The sequence below is a fragment of the Actinomadura sp. NPDC049382 genome (genome assembly GCF_040677125.1).
Taxonomy (GTDB): Bacteria; Actinomycetota; Actinomycetes; order Streptosporangiales; family Streptosporangiaceae; genus Spirillospora; species Spirillospora geliboluensis.
Window position 1 is genome coordinate 1 of the sequence record NZ_JBFARO010000076.1, and the last position, 25,942, is coordinate 25,942.

Sequence of the window (25,942 nt, forward strand, 5' to 3'; positions counted from 1 at the left end):
CGCACTGCCGCCTTCGGCTGGGAGAACACGGTCACCTTCGCCTGACAAAGTTTCCGGTGTCCGCCCTACCCAGCACAGGCGGCAGGGACCTTTGGGCCCGTACGGTCGCGGGCCAGGGCTGCCAGGCGGGCGGCGAGATCGGTCTCGTGCGGCTCGCTGTACAGGGCGATCGTGGGCGCACTCTGGACGGCGGCGAGCGCGTCGGCCATCGCCTCCAGCAGGGCGGCGCGCCCGCGCGGCCCGGCCTCGTCGAGGACGGGCAGCAGGTCGGCGGCGCGGCGGCCGGCCGCGCCCGCCTCCTGCGGGTGGCCGCGGCGTGCTCCGCGCGGAGGCGGCCCGAGCGCACGTCGATGCTCCGGACCGGCATCGGGGATCTCCAGGTCAGGTCGGCGGGGGTGCGGGCGGCGGGCGGCAGCAGCGGACCGGCCTCCGCCAGCAGCGGCCGGGCGGCCTCGATCGCCCCGGCGGCCGTGAAGTGGGTGTCGTCGGCGCTGCCGCGCGGGTAGTTGGCGGCGTTGACGACCGTGACGTCCAGCAGCGCCGTGAGCGCCTGCCGCCCGCCTGCGGCGCCTGCCCCGACGGGTAGTCCGCGGCGGTGGAGTCTCCGGCGATGAACACCCTCACCGGGCCGTCCCCTCGGCGGCGAGGTCGCGGGCCTGGCCGGGGGTGAGCCGCCCGTCGGCGACCACCACGGTCACCGCGCGGTCGAGCCGGTCGGGGACGGTCAGCGGGGCGTCCCAGGCCAGGGCCGGGCCGACGCCGGGGTATTCGGCGACCCTCACGAACCAGGGGTCGAGCCCCGTGGTCTGGACGAACACCAGGCTCCACGCGTCCGAGGTCAGTGCCAGCCAGGGGGTGACGCTGCCGTGCACGGCCTCCTCCCCCGACGCCTCACCGGTGAAGACGGCGATGCCGGCGGAGTCCTTGGGTGCGCGCCAGAAGAACCCACCATAGCCGGCGCCCGTCCGGCCCTTGCAGGCTGAGCTTTGCAGGACGAGCGGCTTCCCCGTCCGGCCGGTCAGGCTGAACGCGACGTCCAGCGCCCACGCGCCCGAGACGGGGCGGGCGGTGAGGGTGCGCTCCTCGGCGGCCAGGACGGTGCCGTCCGGGCCGACCCAGTCGAGGCTCTCGGCGTAGCCGCCGTCGACGGGCCGGAGCGTGCGGCGCCGCTGCCGCCCGTGGTTGGGCAGCATCCGCGGGCCTTCGCCTGGCACGTAGGTGGAGCCGCCCCAGAAGTTGGCCCCGTCGACGTCGGAGACCGCGATGCCCGCCCCGAAGTGGTGGACATGGTCGTCCGGCCGGGTCTCGGTGACGACCGTCCCGCCGAGGGTGCGGACGGGGTGCAGATGGGGCCGGGGCGCGTCGGTGACCTGCAGGTCGCCGCGCTGGACGTAGTCGGCGACGTCCTTCCCGTCCACCCGCAGCCGCGGGCGCGGCCACGGCGCCTCGACCGCGCCGAGGCTGCCGGGGAAGCCCAGCTCGGACAGGGTGGCGAGGTCCTCGGCCGCGCGCACGGCGAGGGCCTCGATGCCGGGCAGGACCAGCCGGGACGGCTCGCGGCGGACGAACCGCGCGTCGACCGGCCGCGGGTCGGGGGCGCGCCGGATCTCGTCGAGCAGCCGGGTGAAGCCGCCGGTGCGCGCGAGCGGGACGAGCAGCTCGGCGCCGCCGCGGATGTGCGCGATGAGGTTGCCGAGCAGGTCCGTGCGACCGTATCCGGTGCGGACCCCGCCGGACTCGATCTCGTCGAGGGTGTAGAAGAAGCGCGCCGACCGGTGCTCGCCGTGCAGATGCAGGTAGGGCTCGGTGCGCCCGCCGGAGCACAGCGAGACGGTGATCGCGATGACGGTGCCGTCGGCGAGCCGCAGCCGGGCGCTGGAGGTGTCGTCGGACTCGATGGCGTTGGCGCGGTGCAGCTCCAGCTCGATCCCGGCGACGGAGCCGACCGTGTCGGCCCCGGCGACGGCGAGGGCGGACGCGGCGGCGTGGGCGAAGGGGTTGGTGAGCGCGCCGTCCATGACGTCGACGCCGTCGAGCCGGCGGCGGCCCGCCCACGGCGACCGGGTGTAGTAGCCGAACGGCCGCGTCCACGCCCCGGCCACCCCGATCGCGCGGACCGGCTCGCCGAGCGCGTCCCGCGCCGCCGGGACCGCCGCCGAGCCGAGCGACTGGAACCCGACCTGGCAGCCGAGCCCCGTCTCGGCCACCGCGGCGGAGATCGCCTCGAACTCCGCGACCGAGGGGGCGGGCGGCTTCTCCAGCAGCACGTGCGCTCCGGCGCGGAGCGCGGCCACCGCCAGCGGGGCGTGGGTGTGGATCGGGGTGGCGATCACCGCCGCCTCCGCCCCGGTCTCCCGGATCAGCGCCGGAAGGTCGGCCGAGACGGGCACGCCGAGGCCGGACGGCGGCCGGACGTCGCACACCCCGGCCAGCTCGGCCCGGCCCGCGGCGGCCAGCCGCCGGACGTTCTCCAGGTGGTGGCGGCCGTAGCCGTTGACCCCGGCCACGACGACCCGCACCGGCCTCATCGCGCCGCCTCCGCCGTCCACCGCGTGGGCGCGCCCGTCGCGCGCAGCTCGCTGCCGGTGATCTCCACCGGGGACGGGTCGGCGAGCAGCCCCAGGTCGGTGAGTGTGGCGTCCTCCGGCAGCTCCACCATCGCGGGGTGGTGCAGCGCGAGCGCCAGCTGCCCGGACAGCTCGGTGAGCAGGTGCGGGTAGACCGGCACGTCGAAGACGCGGGCGAGGTCGGCGATCCGCAGGAACGGGGTGATGCCGCCGACCCGGACCGCGTTCGGCTGGACGACGTCGCAGGCACCGGCGGTCAGCAGGTCGCGGAAGCCGTGCGCGGTCGCGATGTTCTCGCCCACCGCGATCGGCGTGCCCACACTGCGGCGCAGCTCCACATGGGCGGCGAGGTCGTCGGCGGGCAGCGGCTCCTCGACCCAGAACAGGTCGAACCGCTCCAGCGCGCGCAGCGCCGTCCTGGCCCGGTGCAGGTCCCAGCGCTGGTTCGCGTCGATCATCAGCGCGGTGTCCGGGCCGATGACCTCGCGGACGGCGGCGACCCGCGCGACGTCGTCGGCGAGCGCGGGCAGCCCGACCTTGACCTTGACGGCGGGGTGCCCGGCGGCGGCCCACCGGGCGGCCTGCGCGGTCAGCTCGTCCAGCGGGTAGTGGCGGTTGATGCCGCTGCCGTACACCGGGACGCTCTCGCGGCGCGGCCCGAGGACGTCCGCGAGGGAGCGGTCCCCGCACTCCAGGTCCCACAGCGCGAGGTCGACCCCGGCGAGGGCGATGGGGACGATCCCCGACCGCCCCGCCTCGCCGAGGCGGGCCGACAGCCGGTCCCACACGAGGCCCGGATGCGGCGGGAGCCCGATCACCGCGTCGCGGACGTCGTGCTCCAGCAGCGCCTTGACCGCGTGCGCCCCGATCTGCGGGGTCCAGGAGATCCCGGTCCCCGAGCGGCCGTCGTCCAGCGTGAGCGTGACGAAGAGGACGTGGTTGCTCGGGACGTCCGCGCCCCAGGGCCGGGCCAGCGGCACCGTCCGCAGCTCGACGGCCAGATCCTTGATCATGCCGGTCCCTCTCAGACGAGTTCGGTGCGCCAGCTGCGCTTGGCGGACCAGCCGAGCAGCCGCTCGGCCTTGGCGGCGGAGAAGGCCGGGGACGTGCCGGTGAGCGCGCCCGCGGCCTCCTTGGTCTCCGGGTGGAGGCGGGGCAGCAGCTCGGCGAGCGGTTCGCGGGCGAGCGCGTCGCCGGCGCCGGCGAAGAACACCTCGCCGTTGCGCTCCAGGTGGGGCAGCCGGTCGAGGAGGGCGCCGATGAACTCGCCGGCGTCGCGGGCGTCGAGGTAGTTGAACAGCGAGACGCCGCCGATCTCGGGCCGGTCGAGCCGCTCGCGCAGGGTGTGCCCGGACTGGGTCGGCGCGCCCTCCCACTCCTCCGGCGCGATGACGAAGCAGGGGCGGAACGCGGCCATCCGCGTGCCGGTGCCGGAGCGCGCGAACGTCCGCATGGTCTGCTCGGCGACGAGCTTGGACAGGCTGTAGGCGTTCCAGGGCCGCGCCGGGTGCTCCTCGTCGAGCGGCAGGTAGTCGGGGGTCCAGCCGCCGGGCGCGCCGTAGCCGATCACGGTCGGGCTGCTCGCGACGGCGAGCCGCGCCACGCCGAGCGCCACCGACGCCGCGCAGACGTTGAACGCGAGCTGGGTGTTGACGCGGAACGTGGTGGCGTCGGTCCGGCCGAAGGGGACGGCGATCGCGGCGAGGTGGACGACCGCGTCCGGCCGGAACCGGGCGACCACCGAGTGGGCCTCGCCGAGGTCGGTGAGATCGGCCGGTAGTGTCCCGGCGGCGTCCCGGGGCGTGCCGGGGGCGGTGTCGACGCCGATCACCTCGTGGCCGGCCGCCGCCAGCGTGGTGACGACGCTGCGGCCCAGTCGGCCCGCGCTTCCGGTGACGAGCACTCTGCTCACCGCATGGACTCCTTCGGAGGGTCTGCAACCAGTTGCAGTAACGATCGCGCCAACACCGCCGGGCCGTCAAGCGCCCATCGTGCGACCAGCGCAAACGACACTATTGATCATCGCCTCCTTGCAAACGGTTGCGTTAGAGTGGGCGCCATGGCAGTGACTATCCGGGACGTCGCCCGCGCATGCGGCGTACACGTGTCGACGGTGTCGCGGACCTTCTCCGCGCCGCACATGGTGAACGCCGAGACGCGGACGCGCGTCCTCTCAGCGGCGGAGGAGCTGGGCTACCGGCCGAACCGGGCGGCGCGGTCGCTCACCACGGGGCGGACCGGCAACCTCGGGCTGATCGTGGCCGACCTGGCGAACCCGTTCTTCCCCCCGCTCATCAAGGCCGCGCAGGCCGCCGCCCGCGCCCGGGACTACCACCTGTTCGTCGCCGACACCGACGAGGACCCCGCCAAGGAGGAGGAGCTCGTCCTGGCCTTCTCCAAGCAGGTCGACGGCGTCGTGCTGTGCAGCCCCCGCGCGTCGAACAAGGCCCTGGAGAAGCTGGTCGGGACGATCCCGTCCGTGCTGGTCAACCGGAGGCTGCGCGGCGTGACGACCGTCCTCATGGACGTCGCCCGCGGCGCCCGCACCGCCATGGAGCACCTCGCGGGGCTCGGCCACCGGCGCGTCGCCCTGGTCGCGGGGCCGGCCGGCTCGTGGACCAGCGGCGAGATCCGCAAGGCGGTCGCGGACGTGCCCGGCCTCGACACCGTCGTCATCGGCCCCAACGCCCCCACCGAGGAGGGCGGCACCGCCGTCGCCGCCCAGGTCGCGGCGGCGGGGGTGACGGGCGTGCTCGCCTACAACGACCTCGTCGCGATCGGCCTCATCGAGGGGCTCGACGAGCTGGGCGTGAGCGTGCCCGGCGACGTCAGCGTGATCGGCATCGACGACAGCATCACCGGCCGCCTGTACCGGCCCAAGCTCACCACGGTCGCCATGCCCACGGCCGACGCCGGGCGCATGGCCGTCGACCTGCTCATCACCTCGATGAGCGCCGCGACCCTCCTGGAGACCCATCTCGTGGTCCGCGAGACCACCGCTCCCCCGAAAGGCATCCCATGAGATCCAACGACGCCGCCGGCGCCCCCGCCGCCGCCGAGAGCTTCGGCACGACCCCGGACGGCGAGCGGGTCGACCGGTACGTGCTGGACAACGGGCGGCTGCGCGTCGCGGTCCTCACCTACGGCGCGATCGTGCAGCGGCTCCAGGTGGCGGACGGCACCGACGTCGTGCTCGGCCTCGGCACGCTGGAGGACTACCTCCACCGCAGCCGCTACTTCGGCGCGGTCGTCGGCCGGTACGGCAACCGCATCGCCCGCGCCCGGTTCACCCTCGACGGCAGGGAGTACCGGCTCGCGGCCAACAACGGCGCGCACAGCCTGCACGGCGGCGTCCGCGGCTTCGACAAGCGGGTGTGGCGGGCCGAGTCGGCGGGGCCCGCGGACCTGGTGCTCTCCCTGGTGAGCCCCGACGGCGAGGAGGGGTACCCCGGCGAGCTCACGGCCCGCGTCCGGTACGTCCTGGACGGCGACGCGCTGCGCCTGGAGTACCGGGCCACGACCGACGCCCCCACGGTGGTGAACCTGACCAACCACTCCTACTTCAACCTGGCGGGGGCGGGCGACGTGCGGGGGCACGTCGTGGCGATGGAGGCCGACCGGTACCTGCCGGTGGACGAGGGCAAGATCCCGACCGGCGAGCAGGCCCCGGTGGCCGGGACGCCGTTCGACTTCACCGCGCCCACCCGGGTGGACGCGCGGCGCGGCGGCCGCTACGACCACTGCTACGTCCTCCAGGGCCGGATCGCGGTCACCGACCCGGTGAGCGGCCGGTCGATGGAGGTCACCACGACCGAGCCGGGCGTCCAGTTCTACACCGGCCACATGCTGGACGGCGACGCCACCCCGTACGGCCCGTTCGCGGGCCTGTGCCTGGAGACCCAGCGCTTCCCGGACGCGCCGAACCGGCCGGCGTTCCCCTCCGCCGTGCTGCGGCCCGGCGAGGAGCGCACGTCGGCCACGACCTACCGGTTCCACGCGCCGTAAGACTGCAAACGGTTGTAGTAACGAGTGCAGGACTTCTAGCAGACACGCATGTGGCGCGACAGTGGATATGCCTCTGACCTGGGCTTATCTGGAACTGGTCACAATCACGCGTGAGGAAGGTCACTGCAAAGGGTTGACGTCATCTCCGGCCACGCGCTAAGAAAGCGCTATCTCAACCACTTCCGACTCACCGAAGGGCCAGTGATGACGCTGAGGCCCGCTGCGGCCGCCAAGGCGCCGGGGACGGCCGAGCCCGCGGTCGCGCCCGCCGCGCCGGCGGGCCCGCGCCGACCCCGGACCCGCCGCCGCAAGAGCTCCCGCGCCCGCTCGCAGGCATGGGCCGCCTACCTGTTCCTGGCGCCCTGGTTCCTCGGGCTGTTCGCGATCACGCTCGGCCCGATGATCGCCTCGCTGTACCTGTCGTTCACCGACTACAGCCTGCTGAGCCAGGCCCACTGGGTCGGCCTGGACAACTACGACACGATGTTCACGGCCGACGACCGCTACATCAACTCCCTCAAGGTCACGACCACCTACGTCGTCGTGTCCGTCCCGCTCCAGCTCGCCTTCGCCCTCGGGCTGGCGATGGCGCTGGACAAGGGGCTGCGCGGGCTGTCGTTCTACCGGTCGGTCTTCTACCTGCCGTCGCTGCTCGGCGGGAGCGTGGCGATCTCGATCCTGTGGCGGAAGATCTTCGGCACGGACGGGATCGTCAACACCTTCCTCGGCTGGTTCGGCTACCACGGCCAGGGCTGGGTCACGAGCCCGGACACCGCGCTCTGGACGCTGATCATCCTGCACGTCTGGACGTTCGGCGCCCCGATGGTCATCTTCCTCGCCGGGCTGCGGCAGATCCCGCACAACCTCTACGAGGCCGCCCGCGTCGACGGCGCCGGCCGGGTCCGGCAGTTCCGCTCGATCACGCTGCCGCTGCTCACGCCGATCATCTTCTTCAACGCCGTGCTCGAAGTGATCAAGTCGTTCCAGTCGTTCACGCAGTCGTTCGTCGTCAGCGGCGGCAACGGCGGGCCGGTCGACTCGACCCTCTTCTACACGCTCTACCTCTACATCAAGGGCTTCAAGAACTACGAGATGGGCTACGCGGCGGCCATGGCCTGGGTGCTGCTGCTCATCATCGGGGCCCTGACCGCCGTCAACTTCCTCATGTCTCGATTCTGGGTCTTCTATGGCGACGACAAGTAAGCGCGCGCCGGGCGACCGCACGCCGGTGCTGTTCCGGCCCGCCTCGCGGCTGACCAAGCACCTGCTGCTGATCGTGTTCGGGCTGTTCATGCTCTACCCGCTGCTCTGGATGATCTCCAGCTCGGTCAAGCCCGAGGAGCTGATCTTCCGGGAGCCCGGACTGGTCCCCACCGAGGTCACCGGCGACAACTACGCCGGCGGCTGGGACGCGCTGAAGCACTCCTTCGGCTACTACCTGTGGAACTCGGCGGTCATCACCGGCCTCGCGGTGGTCGGCAACCTGCTCGCCTGCTCGCTGGCGGCCTACGCGTTCGCCCGGCTGGAGTTCCCGCTCAAGAGGCTGTGGTTCGCGATCATGCTGGTCTCGATCATGCTGCCGCACCACGTCACGGTCGTGCCGCAGTACATCGTGTTCAGCAAGATCGACTGGATCAACACGATCTGGCCGATCGTGGTGCCCAAGTTCCTCGCCACCGACGCGTTCTTCATCTTCCTGATGGTGCAGTTCATCCGCACCCTCCCCCGGGAGCTGGACGAGGCGGCGGCGATCGACGGCGCCGGGCACTTCCGCACGTTCCTGCAGGTGGTGATGCCGCTGTGCGTGCCCGCGCTGGCCACCACGGCGATCTTCACCTTCATCTGGACGTGGAACGACTTCTTCACCCAGAACCTCTACCTGACCAACTCCGACAACCTCACGGCCCCGGTGGCGCTGCGCCAGTTCCTGGACTCCAGCGGCGACTCCTCGTGGGGGCCGATGTTCGCGATGTCGATCGTCTCGCTCGGGCCGATCTTCGGCTTCTTCCTGGCCGGCCAGAAGTACCTCGTCCGAGGCATGGCCACCACCGGGCTCAAGTAGCCCTCCCTCCCTTCCGTCCCCCCGGAGGTACACGAGAAATGAAACGCATCCTGGCGGCCGCCGCCGTCGCCGCCGTCGCGATATCGGCCACCGCCTGCGGCGGCGGCGATGACGGGTCGAGCGGCAGGACGAAGGTCGTCTTCTCCTACTGGGGAAGCGACTCCCGGCAGAAGCTGACCGAGGCGGCCATCGCCGAGTTCGAGAAGAAGAACCCGGCGATCGACGTCGAGGGCGACTTCTCCGACTGGGACAGCTACTACGAGAAGCTGGCCACCAAGACCGCGGCCGGCGACGCCCCCGATGTGATGTCGATCGAGATCCGCGGCCTGGCGGAGTACGCGGGCCGCGGCATCCTCGCCGACGTGTCCGGGAAGGTCGACACCGCCGGCCTCGACCAGGGCGTCCTCAAGGCCGGGCAGGTCGAGGGCAAGCAGTACGCGATCCCGACGGGCGTCAACGCGTTCCCGATGGTCGTCAACAAGGCGACGCTGAAGAAGTACGGCCAGCAGGCCCCCGACGACAAGACCTGGACCTGGGACGACTACATCTCGCTCTCCCAGCGGGTGACCGAGAAGAGCGGCGGCAAGGTCTGGGGCACCGAGTACAACGAGAACCCGGCGTTCCTGCAGATCTTCGCCGCGCAGCGCGGCGAGCAGTTCTACGCCGGCGGCAAGGTCGCCCTGTCCGAGCAGACCATCAAGGACTGGTGGGCGCTGCTGCAGAAGATCATCGACGCGAAGGCGGGGCCGGGCGCCGCCGAGATGCTGGAGACCGGCACCAAGGTCGACCAGGCGCTGCTCGCCACCAACGAAAGCGCTTTCGGAAGCTGGTGGAGCAACCAGCTCGACGCGCTGACCAAGGGCTCCGGCCAGGAGCTGGACCTGATGCGCATGCCGAAGTCGCCGGGCGCCACCGCCTCGGGCATGTTCCTGCAGCCGGCGATGTACTACACGATCTCGGCCCGGTCCGAGGAGGCCGCCGCCGCGCAGAAGTTCGTGGACTTCCTCGTCAACGACCCGGCTGCCGGGGCGATCCTGCTCAGCGACCGCGGCCTGCCCACCAATGCCGAGGTCATCGAGGCGATCAAGACCAAGCTGTCGCCGGCCGACCAGAAGGTGCTGGCCTTCATGGACTCGATCAAGAACGACCTCAGCCCGATCGTCGTCCCGCCCAAGGGCGCGATGGAGATGGAGGACATCCTCAAGCGCGCCACCGACTCGGTGCTGTTCGGCAAGGCCGAGCCGGACGCGGCCGCCAAGACCTTCCTCACCGAGGCCAACACCGCCCTGTCCCAGTAGCGGGCGGGAGTCCGGGAACACCCATGACGCGCCGTGCGGCCCGTGCGAACGGGCCGGGCCGCACGGCGCCGCCCCGCCGCTCGGCGCCCCGGCGGCGCCACCTGATCCGGGAGTCTCCGCACCATGCGATACGCCTTCGTCGGGCTCGGCCACCGCGCGCAGATGTACGTGGACGCGCTGCTCGGCGCGTGGAGCGACACCGGCGAGATCGCCGCGCTCTGCGACCCCAACCGCACCCGCCTGCGCTACCACCTCGACCGCATCGGCCGCGACGTGCCGTGCTTCGCGCCCGAGGAGTTCGGCGCGATGCTCGGGCTCGCCGACGCCGTGGTGGTCGCCACGGTCGACGCCGCCCACGCCCGCTACGTGGTCGCCGCCCTCGACGCCGGCAAGGACGTCGTCGTGGAGAAGCCGCTGTGCACCACCGCCGAGGACTGCGCGGCCATCGCCGACGCGGCCGAGCGGAGCACCGGCCGGCTCATCGTGACCTTCAACTACCGCTACTCGCCGCGCAACAGCGCCGTCCGCCGGCTGATCGCCGACGGCGCGATCGGCGACGTCACCTCCGTCCACTTCGACTGGTCGCTCGACACCATCCACGGCGCCGACTACTTCCGCCGCTGGCACCGGGACAAGGCGAACTCGGGCGGCCTGCTGGTGCACAAGTCCACCCACCACTTCGACCTCGTGAACTGGTGGATCGCCGACGCCCCGGCGTCGGTCTACGCGCAGACCTCGCTGCGCTTCTACGGCGCCGCCAACGCCCGCGCGCGCGGCCTCGCCGACCGTCCCGCGCGGGCGCGCAACGCGCCGCGCCTCGGCACCGACCCCTTCCTGCTCGACCTGTCCGCCGACCCCCGGCTGACGCGCCTGTACCTGGACGCCGAGCACGAGGACGGCTACATCCGCGACCAGGACGTGTTCGGCGAGGGCGTGACGATCGACGACAACATGGCCGTCCTCGTCCGCTACGAGGGCGGGGCGCTGCTCACCTACTCCCTCAACGCGCACGCGCCGGCGGAGGGCTACCGCGCCGTTGTCAACGGCACCGCCGGGCGGCTGGAACTGGACGTCGTCGAGCGGGCGTGGACGCCGCCGCACGCCGCGATCGACCCGACCGCGTCCGGGAAGGAGCACGCCGCCGGGGCGTCCGAGCGGCTCGTCCTGCACCGGCACTGGCGGGAGCCGGAGGAGATCGCGATCGGGGGCGGCGCGGGCGCGCACGGCGGCGGCGACGCCCTGCTCCTCGACGACGTGTTCCGCGGCGCGTCGGACGATCCGCTCGCCCGGCAGGCCGGGTACCGCGCGGGCGTCGCGAGCGTGCTGATCGGGGTGTCCGCCGACCGGTCCGCGGCGACCGGCACGCCCGTCGCCCTCACCGCTGGCGGCACCCGGGTGGCGGACTGATGGCCGGCGGCTTCGCGGGCCTGGCCGGCATCGCCGCCCGCCAGCGCGGCCTGTTCCCCACGCCCGGCCCCGACCTGCCCGAGCGCCTCCGCGACGCCCTCGGGGTGCTGGCGCTGAGCGCCGCGGACGTCCGCGTCGAGCGCCGCTGGACCGACGGCGACCTGGCGGGCGAGGAGCTGTCGTGGACGGTCGGGTTCGGCCCGCGCACCCGCGCCCCGACCCGCTCCTTCCCCGCCGAGGGCGTGCGGCGCGCGCACCGCCAGATCACCGGCGCCTACCGGGACGCGCCCGGCCGCTACACCGGCGCGTTCTTCGACGCCGGCCACGAGTTCGACCGGACCATGCAGGACGCGGCCTTCGACTGGCTCGCGGGCACGGCCGGCGGCATCGAGAAAGCGCTTTCAGGCTCCCGCTGAGAGAGGCCGGCCCATGCGACCACCCCCCGCTCCCCAGGCCCGATCACCCCCGGAACCGCCGCGCGATCTCCCGACACCCTTCCCACCCCCGATCAGCCAAGCTCCCCCCTCTGGAGACGAACGATGCAACTCAAACCCGCCATGCAGCTCAAACCAGCGATCGCCTGCGGAACGTTACTGGCCGGCGCGCTCGTGACGCTGCCCGGCACCGCTGCGCAGGCCGCCACGATCCGGTACGAGGCCGAGAACTCCCCGGCGGTGTGCACGGGATCCATCGACTCCGACCACGGCGGCTACTCCGGCAGCGGCTTCTGCAACACCGACAACGAGACCGGCGCCTACGCGCAGCTCACCGTGAACGCCCCCGCCGCCGGCACGGCGACGCTGCGCGTCCGCTACGCCAACGGGACGTCCACCGCCCGGCCCGCGAACATCACGGTGAACGGCGCGGCGGCCGCGTCGGCGCAGTTCGCCGGCACCGGCTCGTGGGACGCCTGGACGACCGCCACCGTCACCGTGCAGCTGAACGCGGGCGCGAACACCGTCCGGCTGACCGCCACCACCTCCAACGGCCTGGCCAACATCGACTACATCGAGGTCGAGACGGACGGCGACGACACCCCGCCGCCGTCCGACGCCGACGCGCTGTACGTCGCGCCGAACGGCACCGACGGCGCGTCCGGGACCGAGTCGGACCCGACGACGCTCATCTCCGCGATCGACCGCATCGCCCCCGGCGGGACGATCTACATGCGCGGCGGCACCTACCGCTACTCGCAGACGGTCACCATCCCGACCGGCGACAACGGCGGCTCCGGCGACCGGACGGTGCTGTCCGCCTACCCGGGCGAGACCCCCGTCCTCAACTTCTCGGCGATGAGCGAGAACTCCGCCAACCGCGGGCTCGCGCTGAACGGATCGTACTGGCACCTGTACGGCCTCGTCGTCGAGCACGCCGGCGACAACGGGATCTTCGTCGGCGGCAGCGGCAACGTCATCGAGCGCGTGGTGACGCGGTTCAACCGGGACACCGGGCTGCAGATCTCGCGGACGGCGTCCGACACTCCCGAGAGCCAGTGGCCGTCCGACAACCTCGTCATCAGCTCGGAGTCCCACGACAACGCCGACTCCGACGGCGAGGACGCCGACGGGTTCGCCGCCAAGCTCACCTCCGGGCCCGGCAACGTCTTCCGCTACGACGTGTCCCACAACAACATCGACGACGGCTGGGACCTCTACACCAAGAACGAGACGGGCCCGATCGGCGCCGTCACCATCGAGGACTCCCTCGCCTACGGCAACGGCACCCTCAGCAACGGCGGCCAGGCCGGCAACGGCGACCGCAACGGCTTCAAGCTCGGCGGCGACGACATCGCGGTCAACCACGCGGTGCGCCGCAGCATCGCCTACGGCAACGGCCACCACGGGTTCACCTACAACAGCAACCCCGGCTCGATGACGATCTCCTACAACGTCGCCATCGACAACGCCGAGCGCAACTTCTCCTTCGACAAGGGCAGTTCGGTGTTCCGGAACAACACCTCGTGCCGCTTCGACGGCGACGGCTCCAACGACAAGACGGTCGGCGACGCCGACGGCTCGAACCAGTTCTGGACCGGCTCCAACGGGTCCCGGTGCTCCTCCTACGCCGGCGCCCTCGGCTGGTACTTCGGCCCGGACGGCCATCTCGCCGTCACCTTCGGCGGCAGCCCCGCGACGCCGTGAGCGGCGCACCCGGATCCGGAACGAGAGAAGAGGCGAGGACGAGATGAGACGAGCAGTCGCAGTGCGGATCTCGGCGGCGCTGGCGGCGGCGGCCGTCGCGGCCGCGACCGGCGCGGCCCTGTCGGCGCACGACGTGGCCGCGGCCGCGGGCGGCGCGACCGGCTACGCGACGCAGAACGGCGGCACCACCGGCGGCGCGGGCGGGCAGACCGTGCGCGCCACGACCGGGACCGCGATCCACGCGGCCCTGTGCAATCGGGCGAGCACGAGCACGCCGATCACCATCCAGGTCGAGGGGACGATCGACCACGGCAACACCAGCAAGGTGTCGGGCGGCAGCTGCGACACCGCCGACGACAGGATCGAGCTGAAGGGGATCAGCAACGTGACCATCGTCGGGGTCGGCGGCGGCACCGTCTTCGACCAGCTGGGCATCCACATCCGCGACTCCAGCAACATCATCATCCAGAACGTGAACGTCCGGAACGTCAAGAAGTCGGGCTCCCCCACGTCCAACGGCGGCGACGCGATCGGCATGGAGAGCGACGTCCGCAACGTCTGGGTCGACCACGCCACCCTGGAGGCGTCCGGCGGCGAGGACGAGGGCTACGACGCGCTCTTCGACATGAAGGACAACACCCGCTACGTGACCCTGTCCTACAGCGTCCTGCGCAACTCCGGGCGCGGTGGCCTGATCGGGTCCAGCGAGAGCGACACCTCGAACGGGTTCGTCACGTTCCACCACAACCTGTACCAGAACATCGACTCCCGCACGCCCCTGCTGCGCGGCGGAACCGCCCACAGCTACGACAACCACTTCGTGGGGCTCGCCAAGTCCGGCATCAACTCCCGGGCCGGGGCGCACATCAAGGTCGAGAACAACTACTTCCAGGACTCCAAGGACGTCCTCGGCACCTTCTACACCGACGAACTCGGCTACTGGCAGGTCGCCGGCAACATCTACGACAACGTCACCTGGACGAGCGAGGGCGAGGAGAACCACCCCGCCGGCCCGAACCCCCAGTCCAACACCTCCGTCAGCATCCCCTACTCCTACAGCCTCGACGACGCCGCCTGCGTGCCGGACATCGTGAGCCGGACGGCGGGCGCCAACAAGGGCCTGCGGGTGTCGGACGGCAACTGCACGCCGCAGTCGCCGACCCCGACACCGACCGACCCCACCCCCACGCCCACCGACCCCACGCCGACGCCGACGGTGCCGAGCAGGACGAACCTCAGCATCGGGGCGGGCTCCGACGGCTCCAGCAAGGCCGACGGGACGAGCTACGGCAATGTCCGCGACGGCGACATGGGCACCTACTGGTCACCGGCCGGCACGACCGGATCCATCTCGATCAAGTGGGGCTCCGCCACGGCGGTGTCCGCGGTCGACGTCCGGGAGGCGGCGGGCACCGCAGGCACCATCGGCTCCTGGCAGCTCATCGACCATGACACCGGCGCCGTGCTGGCCTCCGGCAGCGGCGCGGGCGCCGTCTCGTTCGCGCGCACCCAACTGCGCAAGATCACCTTCAAGATCGTCAGCGCGTCCGGCACGCCGCGGATCGCCGAGTTCGAGACCTACGCCGGATAGCGGCCCGGTCCCGCCCCCCGCCCGCCGCCCGGCGGGTCCGGTGCCTCCCCGGACCCGCCGGGCGGCTTCGGCGCGCCGGCCGTCAGGCCAGCTGCGCGAAGGCGGCGTGCAGGGCGATGAACGCGGCGAACCCGAGGATCAGGCTGCCCGCGGCGTTGACGGCCGCCCTGGTGTACGCGCCGTCCTGGATCAGGTGGACGGTGTCGAGTTCGAAGGTGCTGAACGTGGTCAGCGCGCCGCATAGGCCGGTGCCCATCAGCGCCTCGACGTAGGTTCCGGTCCCCGCCCCGTGCAGGGCGCCGAGCGCGCCCGCGCCGAGCAGGTTCACCGCGAGCGTCCCCCACGGCATGGACTTGCCGGCGGTGGCCTTGACGTAGCCGTCCAGGACGTAGCGCATCGAGGCGCCCACGGCGCCGCCGGCGAGGACGAGGAGCACCACGATGAACGTCGTCACGGCGCGCTCCCGGGGTCGTGGTGCGGGATCCTGCGGCCGACCGCCAGGCCCACGGCGATCGCGGCCCAGCCGACGGCGACGCTGACCAGCGCGTAGGCGATGGCCAGGGACGGCCGCCCGCCGTCGCCGAGGGTGTAGACGCCGTCGATCAGGTGCGAGAACGTCGTGAACCCGCCCAGGTAGCCGGTCACGGCGAGCGGCCGCACGTAGGGGTGCGCGCGGCCCCCGAGCAGGTAGCTGGTCAGGACGCCCATGACGAGGCAGCCGAGGATGTTGACGGTGAAGGTGTTCCAGGGGAAGCCGAGCTTGGCCGCCGGGATCGCCTGGGTGAGCCCGTAACGGGCGAGCGCGCCGAGCGCGCCGCCCACCGCGATGTCCGCGATCACCCTCGGTTTCAGCCCCGGCAGGGGCGGCGGCCCCTTGTGCGGGTGCAGGACGCGCGCCTCGGCCCGCTCGCGGTTGTGCAGGCGCCCCCACAGCGGTTCCTTCACGCGCCGGCCCCCGGCGGCATCGCGGGGACGCCGAGCAGCAGCCGACGCGCTGCGTCCCAGGTGCGGTGGAACCCGGCGTCCACCTCCGGGGAGCGGTCGCCGAGCATTCGCGCCCACGCCCCGCAGCCGCCGGGAAGGACGCTCGCCCCGCCGCGCAGCCCCGTCCCGGCGAGCGCCTCGTGCATGGTGTCGGCGACCTCCCGCGCGGGCTTCGCCCCAGTGATGACGTAGAGGGACGCCATGAGCCCGAAGCCGTCCATGACCGCGGGGTCGGCGGGTCCGTGCTCGGCCGGGATGAGCCGGAGCGGGTCGGCGAACAGCAGCCGGCCGCCGGGGTCGCGGACCTCCAGGTCGGTGCAGTAGGCGTCGTAGGCGTGCCACTCGCCGCGGGCGAGCCGCCCGGCCATCAGCTTCTCGCCGACGACGACGGTCGCCTCCGGGTCGGCGGTGACGCTCATGCGCTGGTAGAACCGCGACTCCCCGAACGGGATCGTGGTCGCGGGCAGGTACTCGACATGGCTGCCCGGCCCGGCGGCGAGATCGACGACCTGGGTGGCGTAGTCGTGCTCCATCCGGTAGATCCGCGTGGCGGTCTGGGTGGTGAAGTGCACGGCCGTCCCCGGCCCGCAGTCGAGGGCGAGACGGTACCGGTCGCCCTGCAGCACGCCGGCGCCGGCCGTCATAAACAGCACGTACGGCATGTCGGGCCGGGCGGAGTCCGGGTACAGCGGACGGGTGGTGTGCAGCGGCGCCTTCTGGAAGCAGCCGGTCAGCTCCGTCCGGCCGCCGGCCGTCGCGAAGCCCAGCTCCAGCACGCCGACCTTGCCCGGCGAGCCGACCGGCAGCGTGTCCGGCGCCGCGGCGTACCGCGCCACCCCCGGGGGCAGCCACGCCGGGGCGCACCGCTCCGGCGCCGCCCGGGCGAGGTCGCCGGAGACGCCGTCCGGCGGGGCCGTCACGCCGGTGAGCACAGCGCCTCCCGGCGCTCCAGGACGAAGTCGGCCACCTCGGCGACCCCGGTCCCGGTGAGGCAGTCGGTCAGCGCGACCGGGCGCGTCCCGCGCACCCTCCGCGCGTCGCCCTCCATCACCGCGAGGTCGGTGCGCACGTACGGGGCGATGTCGATCTTGTTGATGACCAGCAGGTCGGAGTCGGTGGTGCCCGGCCCGCGCTTGCGCGGCATCTTCTCCCCCTCGGCGGTGTCCAGGACGAACACGTACACGTCCGCGAGCGCCGGGCTGAAGGTGAGCGTCAGGTTGTCGCCGCCGCTCTCGAACAGCAGCACGTCGATGTCGGGGAACCGGTCGAGCAGCTCCGACGCCGCCGCGAGGTTCATCGTGGGGTCGTCCCGGACGGCGGTGTGCGGGCACGCCCCCGTCTCGACGCCGACGACGCGCTCGGCGTCGAGCGTGCCCGCCAGCGTGCGGCGGACGTGCTGGGCGTCCTCCTGCGTGTAGATGTCGTTGGTGATCACGCCGGGCCGGTGCCCGCGCTCCACCAGGATCGGGACCAGCGCCTCGATGAGGGCCGTCTTGCCCGACCCCACCGGCCCGCCGATGCCGACCTTGTACACCTGGTCCAGTTCCATGGCGTCCGTCCTCCGCTCTCTCAGGTGATGAACAGGCGGGCCTCGGCCCGCTCGTGCAAGGCCGCGACCGCGTCGGCGGCGGGCGTCGAGGCGTGCAGGTCGCGGGGGTCCCGGGCGGCCAGCGCGGTCTCCGCCGCGCGGACCAGCTCCGGCCGCAGCTCCCGCAGCAGCGCCTGCGCCCGCCGGAAGTCGATCCGGGCGAGCCGGACCGCCGCCGCCGCGCAGCTCGCCGCGAACGCGTACAGGTCGCTCGCCACCGCGTCCCGGACGGGCACGCCGAGCCCCGCGTGGATCGCGCCCACGGCGACCGGGTGGGTGCCGGGCGCGACGCCGTCCGCGACGAGGCCGGCGAGCCGCGCCGCCGGGGCCGAGCCGAACGCGGGCCCGGCGTTCTCCAGCACCTGCCGGCCGGTGCGCACCGACGCCGTCCGCTGCTCGCGGCCGAGCTTCAGCGCGTGCAGCCTGCGGTCGGCCTCCACCAGCAGGTCCCAGTCGCCGGCGGTCACCGCCCGGTGCGCCAGCGCCAGCGCCGCCGCGTCGCCGGTGCCCGCCGCCCGCACCAGGTCCGCCACCAGCGCCGGCAGGTCGTCCGCGCCGGCCAGGCCGAGCTGGGCGTGGCCCTCCAGCCCGTGCGACAGGGTGTAGAGCCCGCTGGGGAAGCCGGAGTCGGTGAGCTGCAGCTGCGCGAGCAGCGTCTCCAGCCCGCCGGCCTCCGGCCTCCCCTCCGCCCGGACGTCGGTCATGCGATGTAGTGCAGCCGGTTCAGCGGCAGCGAGCGGGCCGGGTCGATGGTGACGCGCTCCCCGTCCACCGTCACCCGGTACGTCTCCGGGTCCACCCTGACCTCGGCGAGCGTCGAGTTGTACATCATGTGCCGCTTGTCGACGGTGCGGCACTGCTGCACCGGCCGGATGATCCGCTCCAGCCCGAGCTTCTCCGGGACGCCCTCGGAGATCGCCGCGTCCGACATGAACGTCACGCAGGTCTCGCGCAGCGCCCTGCCGTAGGCGCCGAAGGTCGGCCGGAAGTAGACCGGCTGCGGGGTGGGCAGCGAGGCGTTCGGGTCGCCCATCTCCGCCCAGCTGATCAGCCCGCCCTTGATGACCATGGCCGGCTTCGCGCCGAACGAGCGGACCGGCCACAGCACGATGTCGGCGAGCTTGCCGTCCTCCAGCGACCCGATCTCGTTCGCCATGCCGCAGGTGCGGGCCGGGTTGATGGTGACCTTGGACAGGAAGCGCAGCACGCGGGTGTTGTCGTTGCGCGCGGAGTCCTCGGGCAGCGGGCCGCGCTTGTCCTTGCAGTGGTGCGCGACCTGGAAGGCGCGGGTGACCGACTCGCCGACCCGGCCCATCGCCTGCGAGTCCGACCCGATGATGCTGATGATGCCGAGGTCGTGCAGCACCGTCTCCGCCGCGATGGTCTCCGGGCGGACGCGGCTCTCGGCGAACGCCAGGTCCTCCGGGACGTCGTAGCTGAGGTGGTGGCAGACCATCGTCATGTCCAGCAGCTCGTCCGCCGAGTTGACCGTGTAGGGCAGCGTCGGGTTGGTCGAGGCGGGCAGGACGTTCGGCTCGGAGGTGATCTGCAGGATGTCGGGCGCGTGCCCGCCGCCGGCCCCCTCGGAGTGGTAGGTGTGGATCGCGCGGCCGTCGATCGCGCTGATCGTGTCCTCCACGAACCCGGCCTCGTTCAGCGTGTCGGTGTGGATGGAGATCTGCACGTCGTGGTCGTCGGCGACGCGCAGCGCGCAGTCGATGACCGAGGGCGTGGTGCCCCAGTCCTCGTGCACCTTCAGCCCGCAGGCGCCGGCGCGCAGCTGCTCGTCCAGCGGGCCGGGCAGGCTGCCGTTCCCCTTCCCGTAGACGGCGATGTTGATCGGGATGTCCTCGTACGCCTGAAGGATGCGGGAGATGTTCCACGGTCCCGGCGTGCAGGTGGTGCCGCGGCTGCCGTCCGCTGGCCCGGTGCCGCCGCCGAGCAGGGTGGTGATGCCGTTGCTCAGCGCGTGCTGCGCCTGCTGCGGCGCGAGGAAGTGGACGTGGGAGTCGATCGCGCCGGCGGTCGCGATGAGGTTCTCCCCCGAGATCACCTCGGTGCCCACCCCGACGATCAGCCGCCGGTCCACCCCGTTCTGGGTGTGCGGGTTGCCGGACTTGCCGACCCCCGCGATCCGCCCGTTCTTGATGCCGATGTCGCCCTTGACGACGCCGAGCAGCGGATCGATGATCACCGCGTTGGTGATGACCGTGTCCAGGGTGGTCGTCGCGCTCAGCGAGGCCGGGTCGGCGGACATGCCGTCCCGGGCGGTCTTGCCGCCCCCGTACTGGGTCTCGTCGCCGTAGTGGCCCTCGTTGAAGTCCTTCTCCACCTCCACCACCAGGTTGGTGTCGGCGAGGCGGATGCGGTCGCCCACGGTGGGGCCGTACATGCTCGCGTACTTCTCGCGGGAGATCGTGGTCGCCATCGTCAGCCCTTCCTCGACCGGCCCGCGCCGGCCTTCGCGCGGGCGCCCCGCTTGGCGGGGGCCCGGTGCCCGTTGCCCGACCCGTCGCCGCTCGGCACCTCGGTGTCCAGGTAGCCCCACTCGTGCATCCGGGTGAACGCGGCCTCGCGCGCGGACTTGGACCGGACGCTGCCGTTGAGCAGCCCGCCGAACCCGACGATGCGCATTCCGCCGCCGTACTCGACGAGCCGGATCTTCTTGGTGTCGCCCGCCTCGAACCGGACGGCCGTTCCCGCGGGAATGTCGAGCCGCATCCCGAAGGTCTTCTCCCGGTCGAAGCTCAGCGCCCGGTTGACCTCGAAGAAATGGAAATGCGAGCCGATCTGGACGGCCCGGTCCCCGGTATTCTCAACGGTCAGCGTCTCCCGGCGCTGGCCGCTGTTCAGTTCTATCTCTCCGTCGCCGAACATATAGATCTCGTCAGCCATGAGCGGCCATCCCCTCCAGGGTCGTCTCGGTGTTCTCAGAAAAAGCGTGGTAATTCGCGTCGCCGTGGCCATGCCCGTGCCCGTGGCCGTGCCCCGCGGCGATGCCGAGGCCGTCGTCGCGGGCGTGCGCCCAGCGCCGCTCCGCTTCGGCGGCGCGCTCGCGGACCAGGGCCGCGACGGCCGCCGGCGCGAGCAGCGGCCCGGCGGCGACCGCGCCGGGGCACGGCGGGGGCGGGACGAGCGAGGCGGGCACCACCGCGACGCCGCGGGCCCCCAGCAGGCGGCAGCGCTCCACGCCCTCGGCCACGCCGGGCTCACCGCCGTCGAAGGCGACCTCCACCCGGCGGACCGGCAGGCCGTGCCAGACGAGCCGCGCGACCTTGAACAGCTCCGCGTCGGCGTCGGGCCCCGCGGCCGGCGCCACCAGCAGCACGGCGTCCGGCCCGTCCACCGTCCGCGCGACCCGCGTGGCGACCGCGCGGATCCATCCCACGAGATGCGTCACCGTGCCGAGCGGTTCGGCGAGCAGCAGGTCCCCCGGCGCCCGGTCCCGCGCCGCCCAGGCCAGGGTCTGCGCGGCCGCGGGCGCGAGGTCCGGGTCGCGGCCCAGCGTCATCGGGACCGCGACGGCGCGCGGCAGGCCGCGCAGCGCGGTCCGCAGCCCCCGCCCGGGGCCGTGCACCCCGGCCGCGGGGGCGCTCTCGTGCCCGCCGACCGGCAGGACGGCGCGGCCGGGGGCTCCCGTCACTTGCCGCCGCCGACGGGGTCGTGGCAGGAGACGAGCTTGGTGCCGTCGTCGAACGCGGCCTCGACCTGGATCAGCGACAGCATGCCGCGCACGCCCGGCATCACGTCGTCCGGTCCGACGACCTTCTTGCCGAGCTCCATGCAGTCGGAGACGGTCTTGCCGTCCCGCGCGGCCTCCACGATCGCGGAGCTGATCAGCGCGACCGTCTCGCCGTGGTTGAGCTTCAGGCCACGCTGCCGGCGGTGCTCCGCCATCTGCGCGACGGTGAAGATGAGCGCCTTGTCGATCTCTCGTGGTGACAGGTTCATCGATGCCCCTTTCTGCCCGGACTCCGCCGGGACGCGGACGGCGGCGCACCCCTCATGCGGCCCGCCGGATCCTGGAGAAGATCGGGACGGCGGCGAGGAACACCCAGGTGACCAGCACGAACGGCCAGGTCAGGGTGTGGCCGCCGACCACGTTGAACAGGTTGGTGAGACCGGCGGTCAGGCCCGCCGCGGTCGCCGCCCCGACCACCGCGTAGGCCACGCCGGCCGGGCTGAGCACGACGAACGTCCCGGTCAGCGCGATCCCGGTCAGTACCGCGTTGTAGCCGTACAGGCCGGCGCCGAGGTCGGCCGCCTGCGCGCCGAGCCACCAGCCGGTGAGCAGGCCGATCAGGCTGGACGCGGCCGCGGCCGCGGCGACCAGCCGGCTCGACACCGCGAGGCCGATCAGGAAGATCAGCCCCACGTACCACTTGTCCTGGAAGAAGACCTGCCCGATCCCGTTGAAGAACCCGTGCCAGAAGTCGGTCCAGGTCATCGCGGTGCCGGGGTCGGTGGCCGACGGCGGGGCGGAGTTGTTGTGCCCGGCCCACACCCGGGCGTAGGACGGCGCGCCGATCGCCATCACCAGGGCCACCACGCAGAACGGCGCGGTGAAGGTGGGCAGTTTGTACGGCGTGAGCACGGAGTTCAGCGCCGCCGTGAGCACGCTGCCCGCGACCGCCCCGCCGACGACCAGCGGGACCGTCGACCAGTCCGTGCCCAGGTAGAGCACCAGCGCGACGCCGATCAGCGTCCCGTTGAAGCCTTCGAGGCCGAGCGAGACGCGGTTCCGGTCGACCCCGAGCAGGTACGCGGTCGCGGTGGCCGTGCCGACGCCGAGCAGCGCGAACGCGCCGAACTGCCAGCCGCCGACGAACAGCGCGATGAGAAAGATCAGGCCGGTCCAGACGTTGGGCTGGAACTCGACCTGCGCGATGCCCCGCGGGATCGTCAGGAGGGCGTTCCGCGCCCGCTCCGCCGCGGGGGCCGGGTCCTCGCCGTGCTGCTCGCCGGGCGCGTCCTCGGACGGCGGCGATGACGCCATGGATGCTCCTTCGGACGGCCCGGATCCGCGTCGCCCCAACGGCCCGCGTTCAACAACGTGCACGACAACCAGGACGCTTCCCACGTTTCCGCACCGAGAAAAACCGTTGGCGGCAAATCATTGGTCAAGGCATGGAATGTCGAGTTTGCCGGACCGTCCGGACGCGAACCATAAATGCGGAAGCTCACCCGCCGCGCTCTCGGGTCGAGACGGATCGACGATTGGTTCGCATATGTCGACGGGCCTCAATACGGGGGATTCCGCCTGGCTGATGGTGAGCACCGCGATGGTGCTCCTCATGACTCCCGGCCTCGCCTATTTCTACGGCGGCATGGTCCGCTCGAAGAACATGCTGTCGATGCTCTACATGAGCTTCATCTCGATCAGCCTCGTCACGATCCTGTGGTTCCTCTACGGGTACGGGATCGCGTTCGGCGAGGACGCGGGCGGCCTCGGGCTCATCGGCTGGGGCGACTGGCGGCTCGGGCACATCGCGCCCACCGCGCTGCAGGGCGCCATCCCGAAGCAGATCTACGTCTGCTTCCAGCTGACGTTCGCGATCATCACGGTCGCGCTGATCAGCGGCTCGATCGCGGGGCGCGCCCGGTTCGGGCCGTGGGTCCTGTTCGTCATCGTGTGGGTGACCGTGGTCTACCTCCCCATCGCGCACTGGGTCTTCGCCGACTCGGGATGGCTCAGCAAATGGGGCGTCATGGACTTCGCGGGCGGGCTGGTCGTCGAGCTGAACTCCGGCATCTCGGGGCTCGCGATGGCGATCGTCCTGGGGCCGGGCATCGCGTTCCGGCGCGGCGAGGGCCCCCGCCCGGGCAACATCCCGTTCGTGCTGCTCGGCCTCGGCCTGCTGTGGTTCGGCTGGTTCGGCTTCAACGCCGGATCGGCGCTGACCGACGGCGCGCTGGCGACCCGGGCCTTCGTCAGCACGATGATCGCGGGCTGCGCCGGGATGCTGGCCTGGCGGACGCTGGAATGGCTCCGCTTCCGGCAGCTGACCAAGCTCGGCTCCACCAGCGGCGCGCTGGCCGGGCTGGTCGCCATCACCCCGTCCTGCGCCTTCGTCAGCGTCGAGGGCGCGTTCGCGGTCGGCGTGCTGGCCGCGCTGGTGTGCAGCTACGCGGTGGAGCTGAAGCTCGTCGCCGGGTACGACGACACCCTCGACGTCGTCGGGATCCACGGCGCCGGCGGGATCGTCGGGGTGGTGGCGCTCGGCTTCCTGTCCACCGGCTGGGAGCGCGGCACGCCGGGGCTGTTCTACGGCGGCCCGGCCTCGGTGCTCGGCAAGCAGGTCGTCGCGGTGCTCGCCGTCGCCGCCTACGCCTTCCTCGCCACCTACCTCATCGGCAAGATCATCGACCGGCTGTTCCGGATGCGGACGACCGAGGAGGAGCAGGCGCGGGGCATGGACGCCGCGTTCGCCGATGACTGATCCCGGCCGGGCGCTCGTCCACGCGCGCGGGCCGTTCTCGGGCCCGCGGCGGCCGAAGCTCCAGCGGCGGCACGGGGAGGGCGACAAGAGCCACCTCACCAGCCCGCAGGGACTGGTCGCGCTGTCGCTGGACGCGCTCAGCTCCGTCGCCTACGGGCCGGAGGCGATCGCGCTGGTGCTGGTCACCGCGGGCCTCACCGAGGTGCGCCGCACCCTGCCGGTGACCCTGGCCATCGTCGCGCTGCTCATCGTGCTGGTGGTGTCGTACCGGCAGGTGATCGCCGTGCACCCCGACGGCGGCGGGTCCTACGCGGTGGCGAAGACGGACATGGGGCCGCGGATGGGCATGCTCGCCGCCGCCGCGCTGATCGTGGACTACGTCCTCACCGTGGCGGTCAGCCTCGCGTCGGGCGCCGCCACCCTCGCCTCGGCGTTCCCGGCGCTGCGCCCGCACACGCTGGCGGTGGCGCTGGCGGTGCTGCTGGTGCTCACGGCGGTGAACCTCTACGGGATCACCGACAGCGCCCGCTTCCTGATGGCGCCGACCCTGCTGTTCATCGCCACCGTCCTCGGCATCATCGTGGTCGGCCTGATCCGGGGGCACTCGGTCGCGTCCGTCGGCGGCGCGGTCCTCCCGCAGCCGCACGAGGCGCTGGGCGTGCTGCTCATCCTCAAGGCGTTCTCGGCCGGATGCGCCGCGCTGACCGGGGTGGAGGCCATCGCCAACGGGGTGCCGATGTTCCGCCGGCCGCGCGTCGCGCGGGCGCAGCGCACCGAGCTGATGCTGGGCGCGCTGCTCGGCGTGATGCTCATCGGGCTGGCGCTGCTGATCCGGCGGGACGTCCTCGCCCCGCGCGCCGGCGTGACGCTGCTCGCCCAGCTCACCGCGGGCGCCTACGGCACCGGCTGGCTCTACCAGGCGGCCGGGCTGATCGTCGCGGTCGCGCTGACGCTCGCCGCCAACACCAGCTTCGGCGGCCTGCCCGTCCTGCTCAGCCTGCTCGCCAAGGACCACAGGCTGCCGCACCTGTTCACGCTGCGCGGCGAGCGGCCGGTGCACCGGTACGGCGTCCTCGCCGTGGCGGCGGCCGCCGCCGTGCTGCTGATCGCCGTGGACGCCCGGACGCACCGGCTGCTCCCGCTGTTCGCGATCGGGGTGTTCACCGGGTTCACCATCAGCCAGGCGGGGCTCGTCCTGCACTGGGCGCGGCTCCGCCCGCCCCAGTGGGCGGGCAAGGCGCTGCTGAACGGCACCGGCGCCGTCCTCACCGCGGTCGCGACCGCGGTCCTGCTCGTCACCAAGTTCGCCGAGGGCGCGTGGGCGGTCGTCGTCGCGGTGCCGCTGCTGATGCTGCTGTTCGCGCGGATCCGCCGCTACTACGACCGCGTCGGCGCCGAGCTCCGGCTCGGCCGCGTCCCGGCGCACCGGCCGGACGCGGCCCCCGCCGCGTGGCAGATCATCGTGCCGGTGGACGACATCGGCACGGTGGCGGAACGGGCCCTGAGCACCGCGCTCAGCATCGGCGGCGACGTCGCCGCGGTCGCGGTGCGCACCGGCGAGGAGGACGCCCGCGCCCTCCGGGAGCGGTGGGACCGCTGGGACCCCGGGGTGCGGCTGACCGTCCTCGACAGCCCGCAGGACGCGAGGATCCGCCCCGTCGTCGACCATGTCCGGCGGGTGGCGGCGGACGGCGGCGGCCCGTCCATGGTGCTCATCCCGATCGTCGAGTCGAGCCGGCCCCGGTACCGGTTCCTCTACGACCAGCGGAGCCTGCTCCTCGCGGAGGCGGTGCGCGAGCACGTTCCGGACGTCCCGGTCTGCATGGTCCCGCACCGCGTCACCGGCTGAGCGCCCGCCG

24 protein-coding genes and 1 pseudogene are annotated in these 25,942 nt (G+C 72.7%); 12 read left to right on the top strand and 13 right to left on the bottom strand.

The genetic code is table 11. The features are described from left to right. Window positions 1-146: 146 nt before the first annotated feature. Window positions 147-506, top strand: a complete 360-nt coding sequence (locus tag AB0K34_RS31700) for a hypothetical protein (RefSeq protein ID WP_364552737.1) — start codon at window positions 147-149, stop codon at window positions 504-506. 114 nt (window positions 507-620) lie between these two features. Here the strand turns inward: AB0K34_RS31700 and AB0K34_RS31705 are convergent, their stop codons facing one another. From AB0K34_RS31705 to AB0K34_RS31715, 3 genes are read right to left on the bottom strand one after another with little or no spacing between them, the layout of a single operon-like run. Continuing rightward, window positions 621-2,528 (bottom strand): DUF6807 family protein, encoded by a 1,908-nt coding sequence (locus tag AB0K34_RS31705; RefSeq protein ID WP_138635913.1) that lies wholly within the window; start codon window positions 2,526-2,528, stop codon window positions 621-623. After that, window positions 2,525-3,580 carry a mandelate racemase/muconate lactonizing enzyme family protein gene (locus AB0K34_RS31710; RefSeq protein ID WP_138635914.1) on the bottom strand — a complete coding sequence of 352 codons (1,056 nt, stop codon included), beginning with the start codon at window positions 3,578-3,580 and terminating at the stop codon, window positions 2,525-2,527. Before AB0K34_RS31710 ends, AB0K34_RS31705 begins: the two co-directional genes overlap by 4 nt. 11 nt (window positions 3,581-3,591) lie before the next feature. Next, window positions 3,592-4,479 carry an NAD(P)-dependent oxidoreductase gene (locus AB0K34_RS31715; protein WP_301177010.1) on the bottom strand — a complete coding sequence of 296 codons (888 nt, stop codon included), beginning with the start codon at window positions 4,477-4,479 and terminating at the stop codon, window positions 3,592-3,594. Between the two features lie 147 nt (window positions 4,480-4,626). On the opposite strand from AB0K34_RS31715, the gene AB0K34_RS31720 reads away from it, so the two are divergent. From AB0K34_RS31720 to AB0K34_RS31760, 9 genes are all read left to right on the top strand, one after another. Further along, window positions 4,627-5,589: a LacI family DNA-binding transcriptional regulator gene (locus tag AB0K34_RS31720; RefSeq protein WP_138635916.1), complete on the top strand. Its 963-nt coding sequence runs from the start codon at window positions 4,627-4,629 to the stop codon at window positions 5,587-5,589. Continuing rightward, window positions 5,586-6,572, top strand: coding sequence for an aldose epimerase family protein (locus tag AB0K34_RS31725; RefSeq protein ID WP_138635917.1), 987 nt, complete (start codon window positions 5,586-5,588; stop codon window positions 6,570-6,572). The genes AB0K34_RS31720 and AB0K34_RS31725 overlap by 4 nt, the downstream gene beginning before the upstream one ends. Before the next feature lie 204 nt (window positions 6,573-6,776). Then, window positions 6,777-7,775, top strand: a complete 999-nt coding sequence (locus AB0K34_RS31730) for a sugar ABC transporter permease (RefSeq protein ID WP_138635918.1) — start codon at window positions 6,777-6,779, stop codon at window positions 7,773-7,775. Window positions 7,776-7,863: 88 nt separating this feature from the next. After that, window positions 7,864-8,634 (top strand): carbohydrate ABC transporter permease, encoded by a 771-nt coding sequence (locus tag AB0K34_RS31735; RefSeq protein ID WP_240807422.1) that lies wholly within the window; start codon window positions 7,864-7,866, stop codon window positions 8,632-8,634. A 38-nt stretch (window positions 8,635-8,672) separates the two neighbouring features. After that, complete coding sequence (locus AB0K34_RS31740) at window positions 8,673-9,932, top strand: extracellular solute-binding protein (RefSeq protein ID WP_138635920.1); 1,260 nt, start codon at window positions 8,673-8,675, stop codon at window positions 9,930-9,932. A 123-nt stretch (window positions 9,933-10,055) separates the two neighbouring features. After that, window positions 10,056-11,339 (top strand): Gfo/Idh/MocA family oxidoreductase, encoded by a 1,284-nt coding sequence (locus tag AB0K34_RS31745; RefSeq protein ID WP_138635921.1) that lies wholly within the window; start codon window positions 10,056-10,058, stop codon window positions 11,337-11,339. Continuing rightward, on the top strand, window positions 11,339-11,755 hold the full coding sequence (locus tag AB0K34_RS31750; protein ID WP_138635922.1) for a hypothetical protein: 417 nt from the start codon (window positions 11,339-11,341) through the stop codon (window positions 11,753-11,755). Before AB0K34_RS31745 ends, AB0K34_RS31750 begins: the two co-directional genes overlap by 1 nt. Before the next feature lie 141 nt (window positions 11,756-11,896). Beyond that, window positions 11,897-13,480 (top strand): carbohydrate-binding protein, encoded by a 1,584-nt coding sequence (locus AB0K34_RS31755; protein ID WP_171069525.1) that lies wholly within the window; start codon window positions 11,897-11,899, stop codon window positions 13,478-13,480. 43 nt (window positions 13,481-13,523) lie between these two features. Then, window positions 13,524-15,071, top strand: coding sequence for a pectate lyase (locus AB0K34_RS31760; RefSeq protein ID WP_301177008.1), 1,548 nt, complete (start codon window positions 13,524-13,526; stop codon window positions 15,069-15,071). Between the two features lie 82 nt (window positions 15,072-15,153). Here AB0K34_RS31760 and AB0K34_RS31765 read toward each other — a convergent pair whose 3' ends face one another. The 10 genes and pseudogenes from AB0K34_RS31765 to AB0K34_RS31810 all read right to left on the bottom strand — a co-directional run bounded on the left by AB0K34_RS31765 (window position 15,154) and on the right by AB0K34_RS31810 (window position 22,639). Then, window positions 15,154-15,525: a CrcB family protein gene (locus tag AB0K34_RS31765; RefSeq protein ID WP_240807115.1), complete on the bottom strand. Its 372-nt coding sequence runs from the start codon at window positions 15,523-15,525 to the stop codon at window positions 15,154-15,156. Beyond that, complete coding sequence (locus AB0K34_RS31770; RefSeq protein WP_171068807.1) at window positions 15,522-16,016, bottom strand: CrcB family protein; 495 nt, start codon at window positions 16,014-16,016, stop codon at window positions 15,522-15,524. Before AB0K34_RS31770 ends, AB0K34_RS31765 begins: the two co-directional genes overlap by 4 nt. Further along, window positions 16,013-16,987 (bottom strand): urease accessory protein UreD, encoded by a 975-nt coding sequence (locus AB0K34_RS31775; protein ID WP_301177007.1) that lies wholly within the window; start codon window positions 16,985-16,987, stop codon window positions 16,013-16,015. Before AB0K34_RS31775 ends, AB0K34_RS31770 begins: the two co-directional genes overlap by 4 nt. Continuing rightward, entirely contained in the window at window positions 16,972-17,604 is a 633-nt protein-coding gene (gene ureG / locus AB0K34_RS31780; protein ID WP_138633038.1) for an urease accessory protein UreG, read from the bottom strand. Before ureG ends, AB0K34_RS31775 begins: the two co-directional genes overlap by 16 nt. A gap of 20 nt (window positions 17,605-17,624) precedes the next feature. Continuing rightward, a complete protein-coding gene (locus AB0K34_RS31785) occupies window positions 17,625-18,347 on the bottom strand; it encodes an urease accessory UreF family protein (RefSeq protein ID WP_138633035.1) in 723 nt (240 codons plus the stop codon). Next, complete coding sequence (gene ureC, locus AB0K34_RS31790) at window positions 18,344-20,071, bottom strand: urease subunit alpha (RefSeq protein ID WP_301177006.1); 1,728 nt, start codon at window positions 20,069-20,071, stop codon at window positions 18,344-18,346. The genes AB0K34_RS31785 and ureC overlap by 4 nt, the downstream gene beginning before the upstream one ends. Before the next feature lie 164 nt (window positions 20,072-20,235). After that, a pseudogene (ureB, locus tag AB0K34_RS31795) lies at window positions 20,236-20,538 on the bottom strand (urease subunit beta); the annotation flags it as partial. Beyond that, a complete protein-coding gene (locus AB0K34_RS31800) occupies window positions 20,531-21,286 on the bottom strand; it encodes a hypothetical protein (RefSeq protein ID WP_138633026.1) in 756 nt (251 codons plus the stop codon). The gene AB0K34_RS31800 and the pseudogene ureB, both read right to left, overlap by 8 nt. Continuing rightward, on the bottom strand, window positions 21,283-21,594 hold the full coding sequence (locus AB0K34_RS31805) for an urease subunit gamma (protein ID WP_138633023.1): 312 nt from the start codon (window positions 21,592-21,594) through the stop codon (window positions 21,283-21,285). The genes AB0K34_RS31800 and AB0K34_RS31805 overlap by 4 nt, the downstream gene beginning before the upstream one ends. Window positions 21,595-21,646: 52 nt before the next feature. Further along, the gene (locus tag AB0K34_RS31810; RefSeq protein WP_138633020.1) at window positions 21,647-22,639 is read right to left on the bottom strand and encodes an urea transporter; all 993 of its coding nucleotides are present in this window, start codon (window positions 22,637-22,639) and stop codon (window positions 21,647-21,649) included. Between the two features lie 232 nt (window positions 22,640-22,871). On the opposite strand from AB0K34_RS31810, the gene AB0K34_RS31815 reads away from it, so the two are divergent. Both AB0K34_RS31815 and AB0K34_RS31820 read left to right on the top strand, forming a co-directional pair. Then, window positions 22,872-24,083 (top strand): ammonium transporter, encoded by a 1,212-nt coding sequence (locus AB0K34_RS31815; protein WP_138633017.1) that lies wholly within the window; start codon window positions 22,872-22,874, stop codon window positions 24,081-24,083. Next, window positions 24,076-25,932, top strand: a complete 1,857-nt coding sequence (locus tag AB0K34_RS31820) for an APC family permease (RefSeq protein ID WP_301176982.1) — start codon at window positions 24,076-24,078, stop codon at window positions 25,930-25,932. Before AB0K34_RS31815 ends, AB0K34_RS31820 begins: the two co-directional genes overlap by 8 nt. Window positions 25,933-25,942 lie beyond the last annotated feature (10 nt).

What these genes read in the sequence shown, in the direction of transcription:
- AB0K34_RS31705 (WP_138635913.1), bottom strand. Translation starts at nt 2,528, where the DNA reads ATGAGGCCGGTGCGGGTCGTCGTGGCCGGGGTCAACGGCTACGGCCGC.
- AB0K34_RS31710 (WP_138635914.1), bottom strand. Translation starts at nt 3,580, where the DNA reads ATGATCAAGGATCTGGCCGTCGAGCTGCGGACGGTGCCGCTGGCCCGG.
- AB0K34_RS31720 (WP_138635916.1), top strand. Translation starts at nt 4,627, where the DNA reads ATGGCAGTGACTATCCGGGACGTCGCCCGCGCATGCGGCGTACACGTG.
- AB0K34_RS31725 (WP_138635917.1), top strand. Translation starts at nt 5,586, where the DNA reads ATGAGATCCAACGACGCCGCCGGCGCCCCCGCCGCCGCCGAGAGCTTC.
- AB0K34_RS31730 (WP_138635918.1), top strand. Translation starts at nt 6,777, where the DNA reads ATGACGCTGAGGCCCGCTGCGGCCGCCAAGGCGCCGGGGACGGCCGAG.
- AB0K34_RS31735 (WP_240807422.1), top strand. Translation starts at nt 7,864, where the DNA reads ATGCTCTACCCGCTGCTCTGGATGATCTCCAGCTCGGTCAAGCCCGAG.
- AB0K34_RS31740 (WP_138635920.1), top strand. Translation starts at nt 8,673, where the DNA reads ATGAAACGCATCCTGGCGGCCGCCGCCGTCGCCGCCGTCGCGATATCG.
- AB0K34_RS31745 (WP_138635921.1), top strand. Translation starts at nt 10,056, where the DNA reads ATGCGATACGCCTTCGTCGGGCTCGGCCACCGCGCGCAGATGTACGTG.
- AB0K34_RS31750 (WP_138635922.1), top strand. Translation starts at nt 11,339, where the DNA reads ATGGCCGGCGGCTTCGCGGGCCTGGCCGGCATCGCCGCCCGCCAGCGC.
- AB0K34_RS31755 (WP_171069525.1), top strand. Translation starts at nt 11,897, where the DNA reads ATGCAGCTCAAACCAGCGATCGCCTGCGGAACGTTACTGGCCGGCGCG.
- AB0K34_RS31760 (WP_301177008.1), top strand. Translation starts at nt 13,524, where the DNA reads ATGAGACGAGCAGTCGCAGTGCGGATCTCGGCGGCGCTGGCGGCGGCG.
- ureG (WP_138633038.1), bottom strand. Translation starts at nt 17,604, where the DNA reads ATGGAACTGGACCAGGTGTACAAGGTCGGCATCGGCGGGCCGGTGGGG.
- AB0K34_RS31785 (WP_138633035.1), bottom strand. Translation starts at nt 18,347, where the DNA reads ATGACCGACGTCCGGGCGGAGGGGAGGCCGGAGGCCGGCGGGCTGGAG.
- ureC (WP_301177006.1), bottom strand. Translation starts at nt 20,071, where the DNA reads ATGGCGACCACGATCTCCCGCGAGAAGTACGCGAGCATGTACGGCCCC.
- AB0K34_RS31805 (WP_138633023.1), bottom strand. Translation starts at nt 21,594, where the DNA reads ATGAACCTGTCACCACGAGAGATCGACAAGGCGCTCATCTTCACCGTC.
- AB0K34_RS31810 (WP_138633020.1), bottom strand. Translation starts at nt 22,639, where the DNA reads ATGGCGTCATCGCCGCCGTCCGAGGACGCGCCCGGCGAGCAGCACGGC.
- AB0K34_RS31815 (WP_138633017.1), top strand. Translation starts at nt 22,872, where the DNA reads ATGTCGACGGGCCTCAATACGGGGGATTCCGCCTGGCTGATGGTGAGC.
- AB0K34_RS31820 (WP_301176982.1), top strand. Translation starts at nt 24,076, where the DNA reads ATGACTGATCCCGGCCGGGCGCTCGTCCACGCGCGCGGGCCGTTCTCG.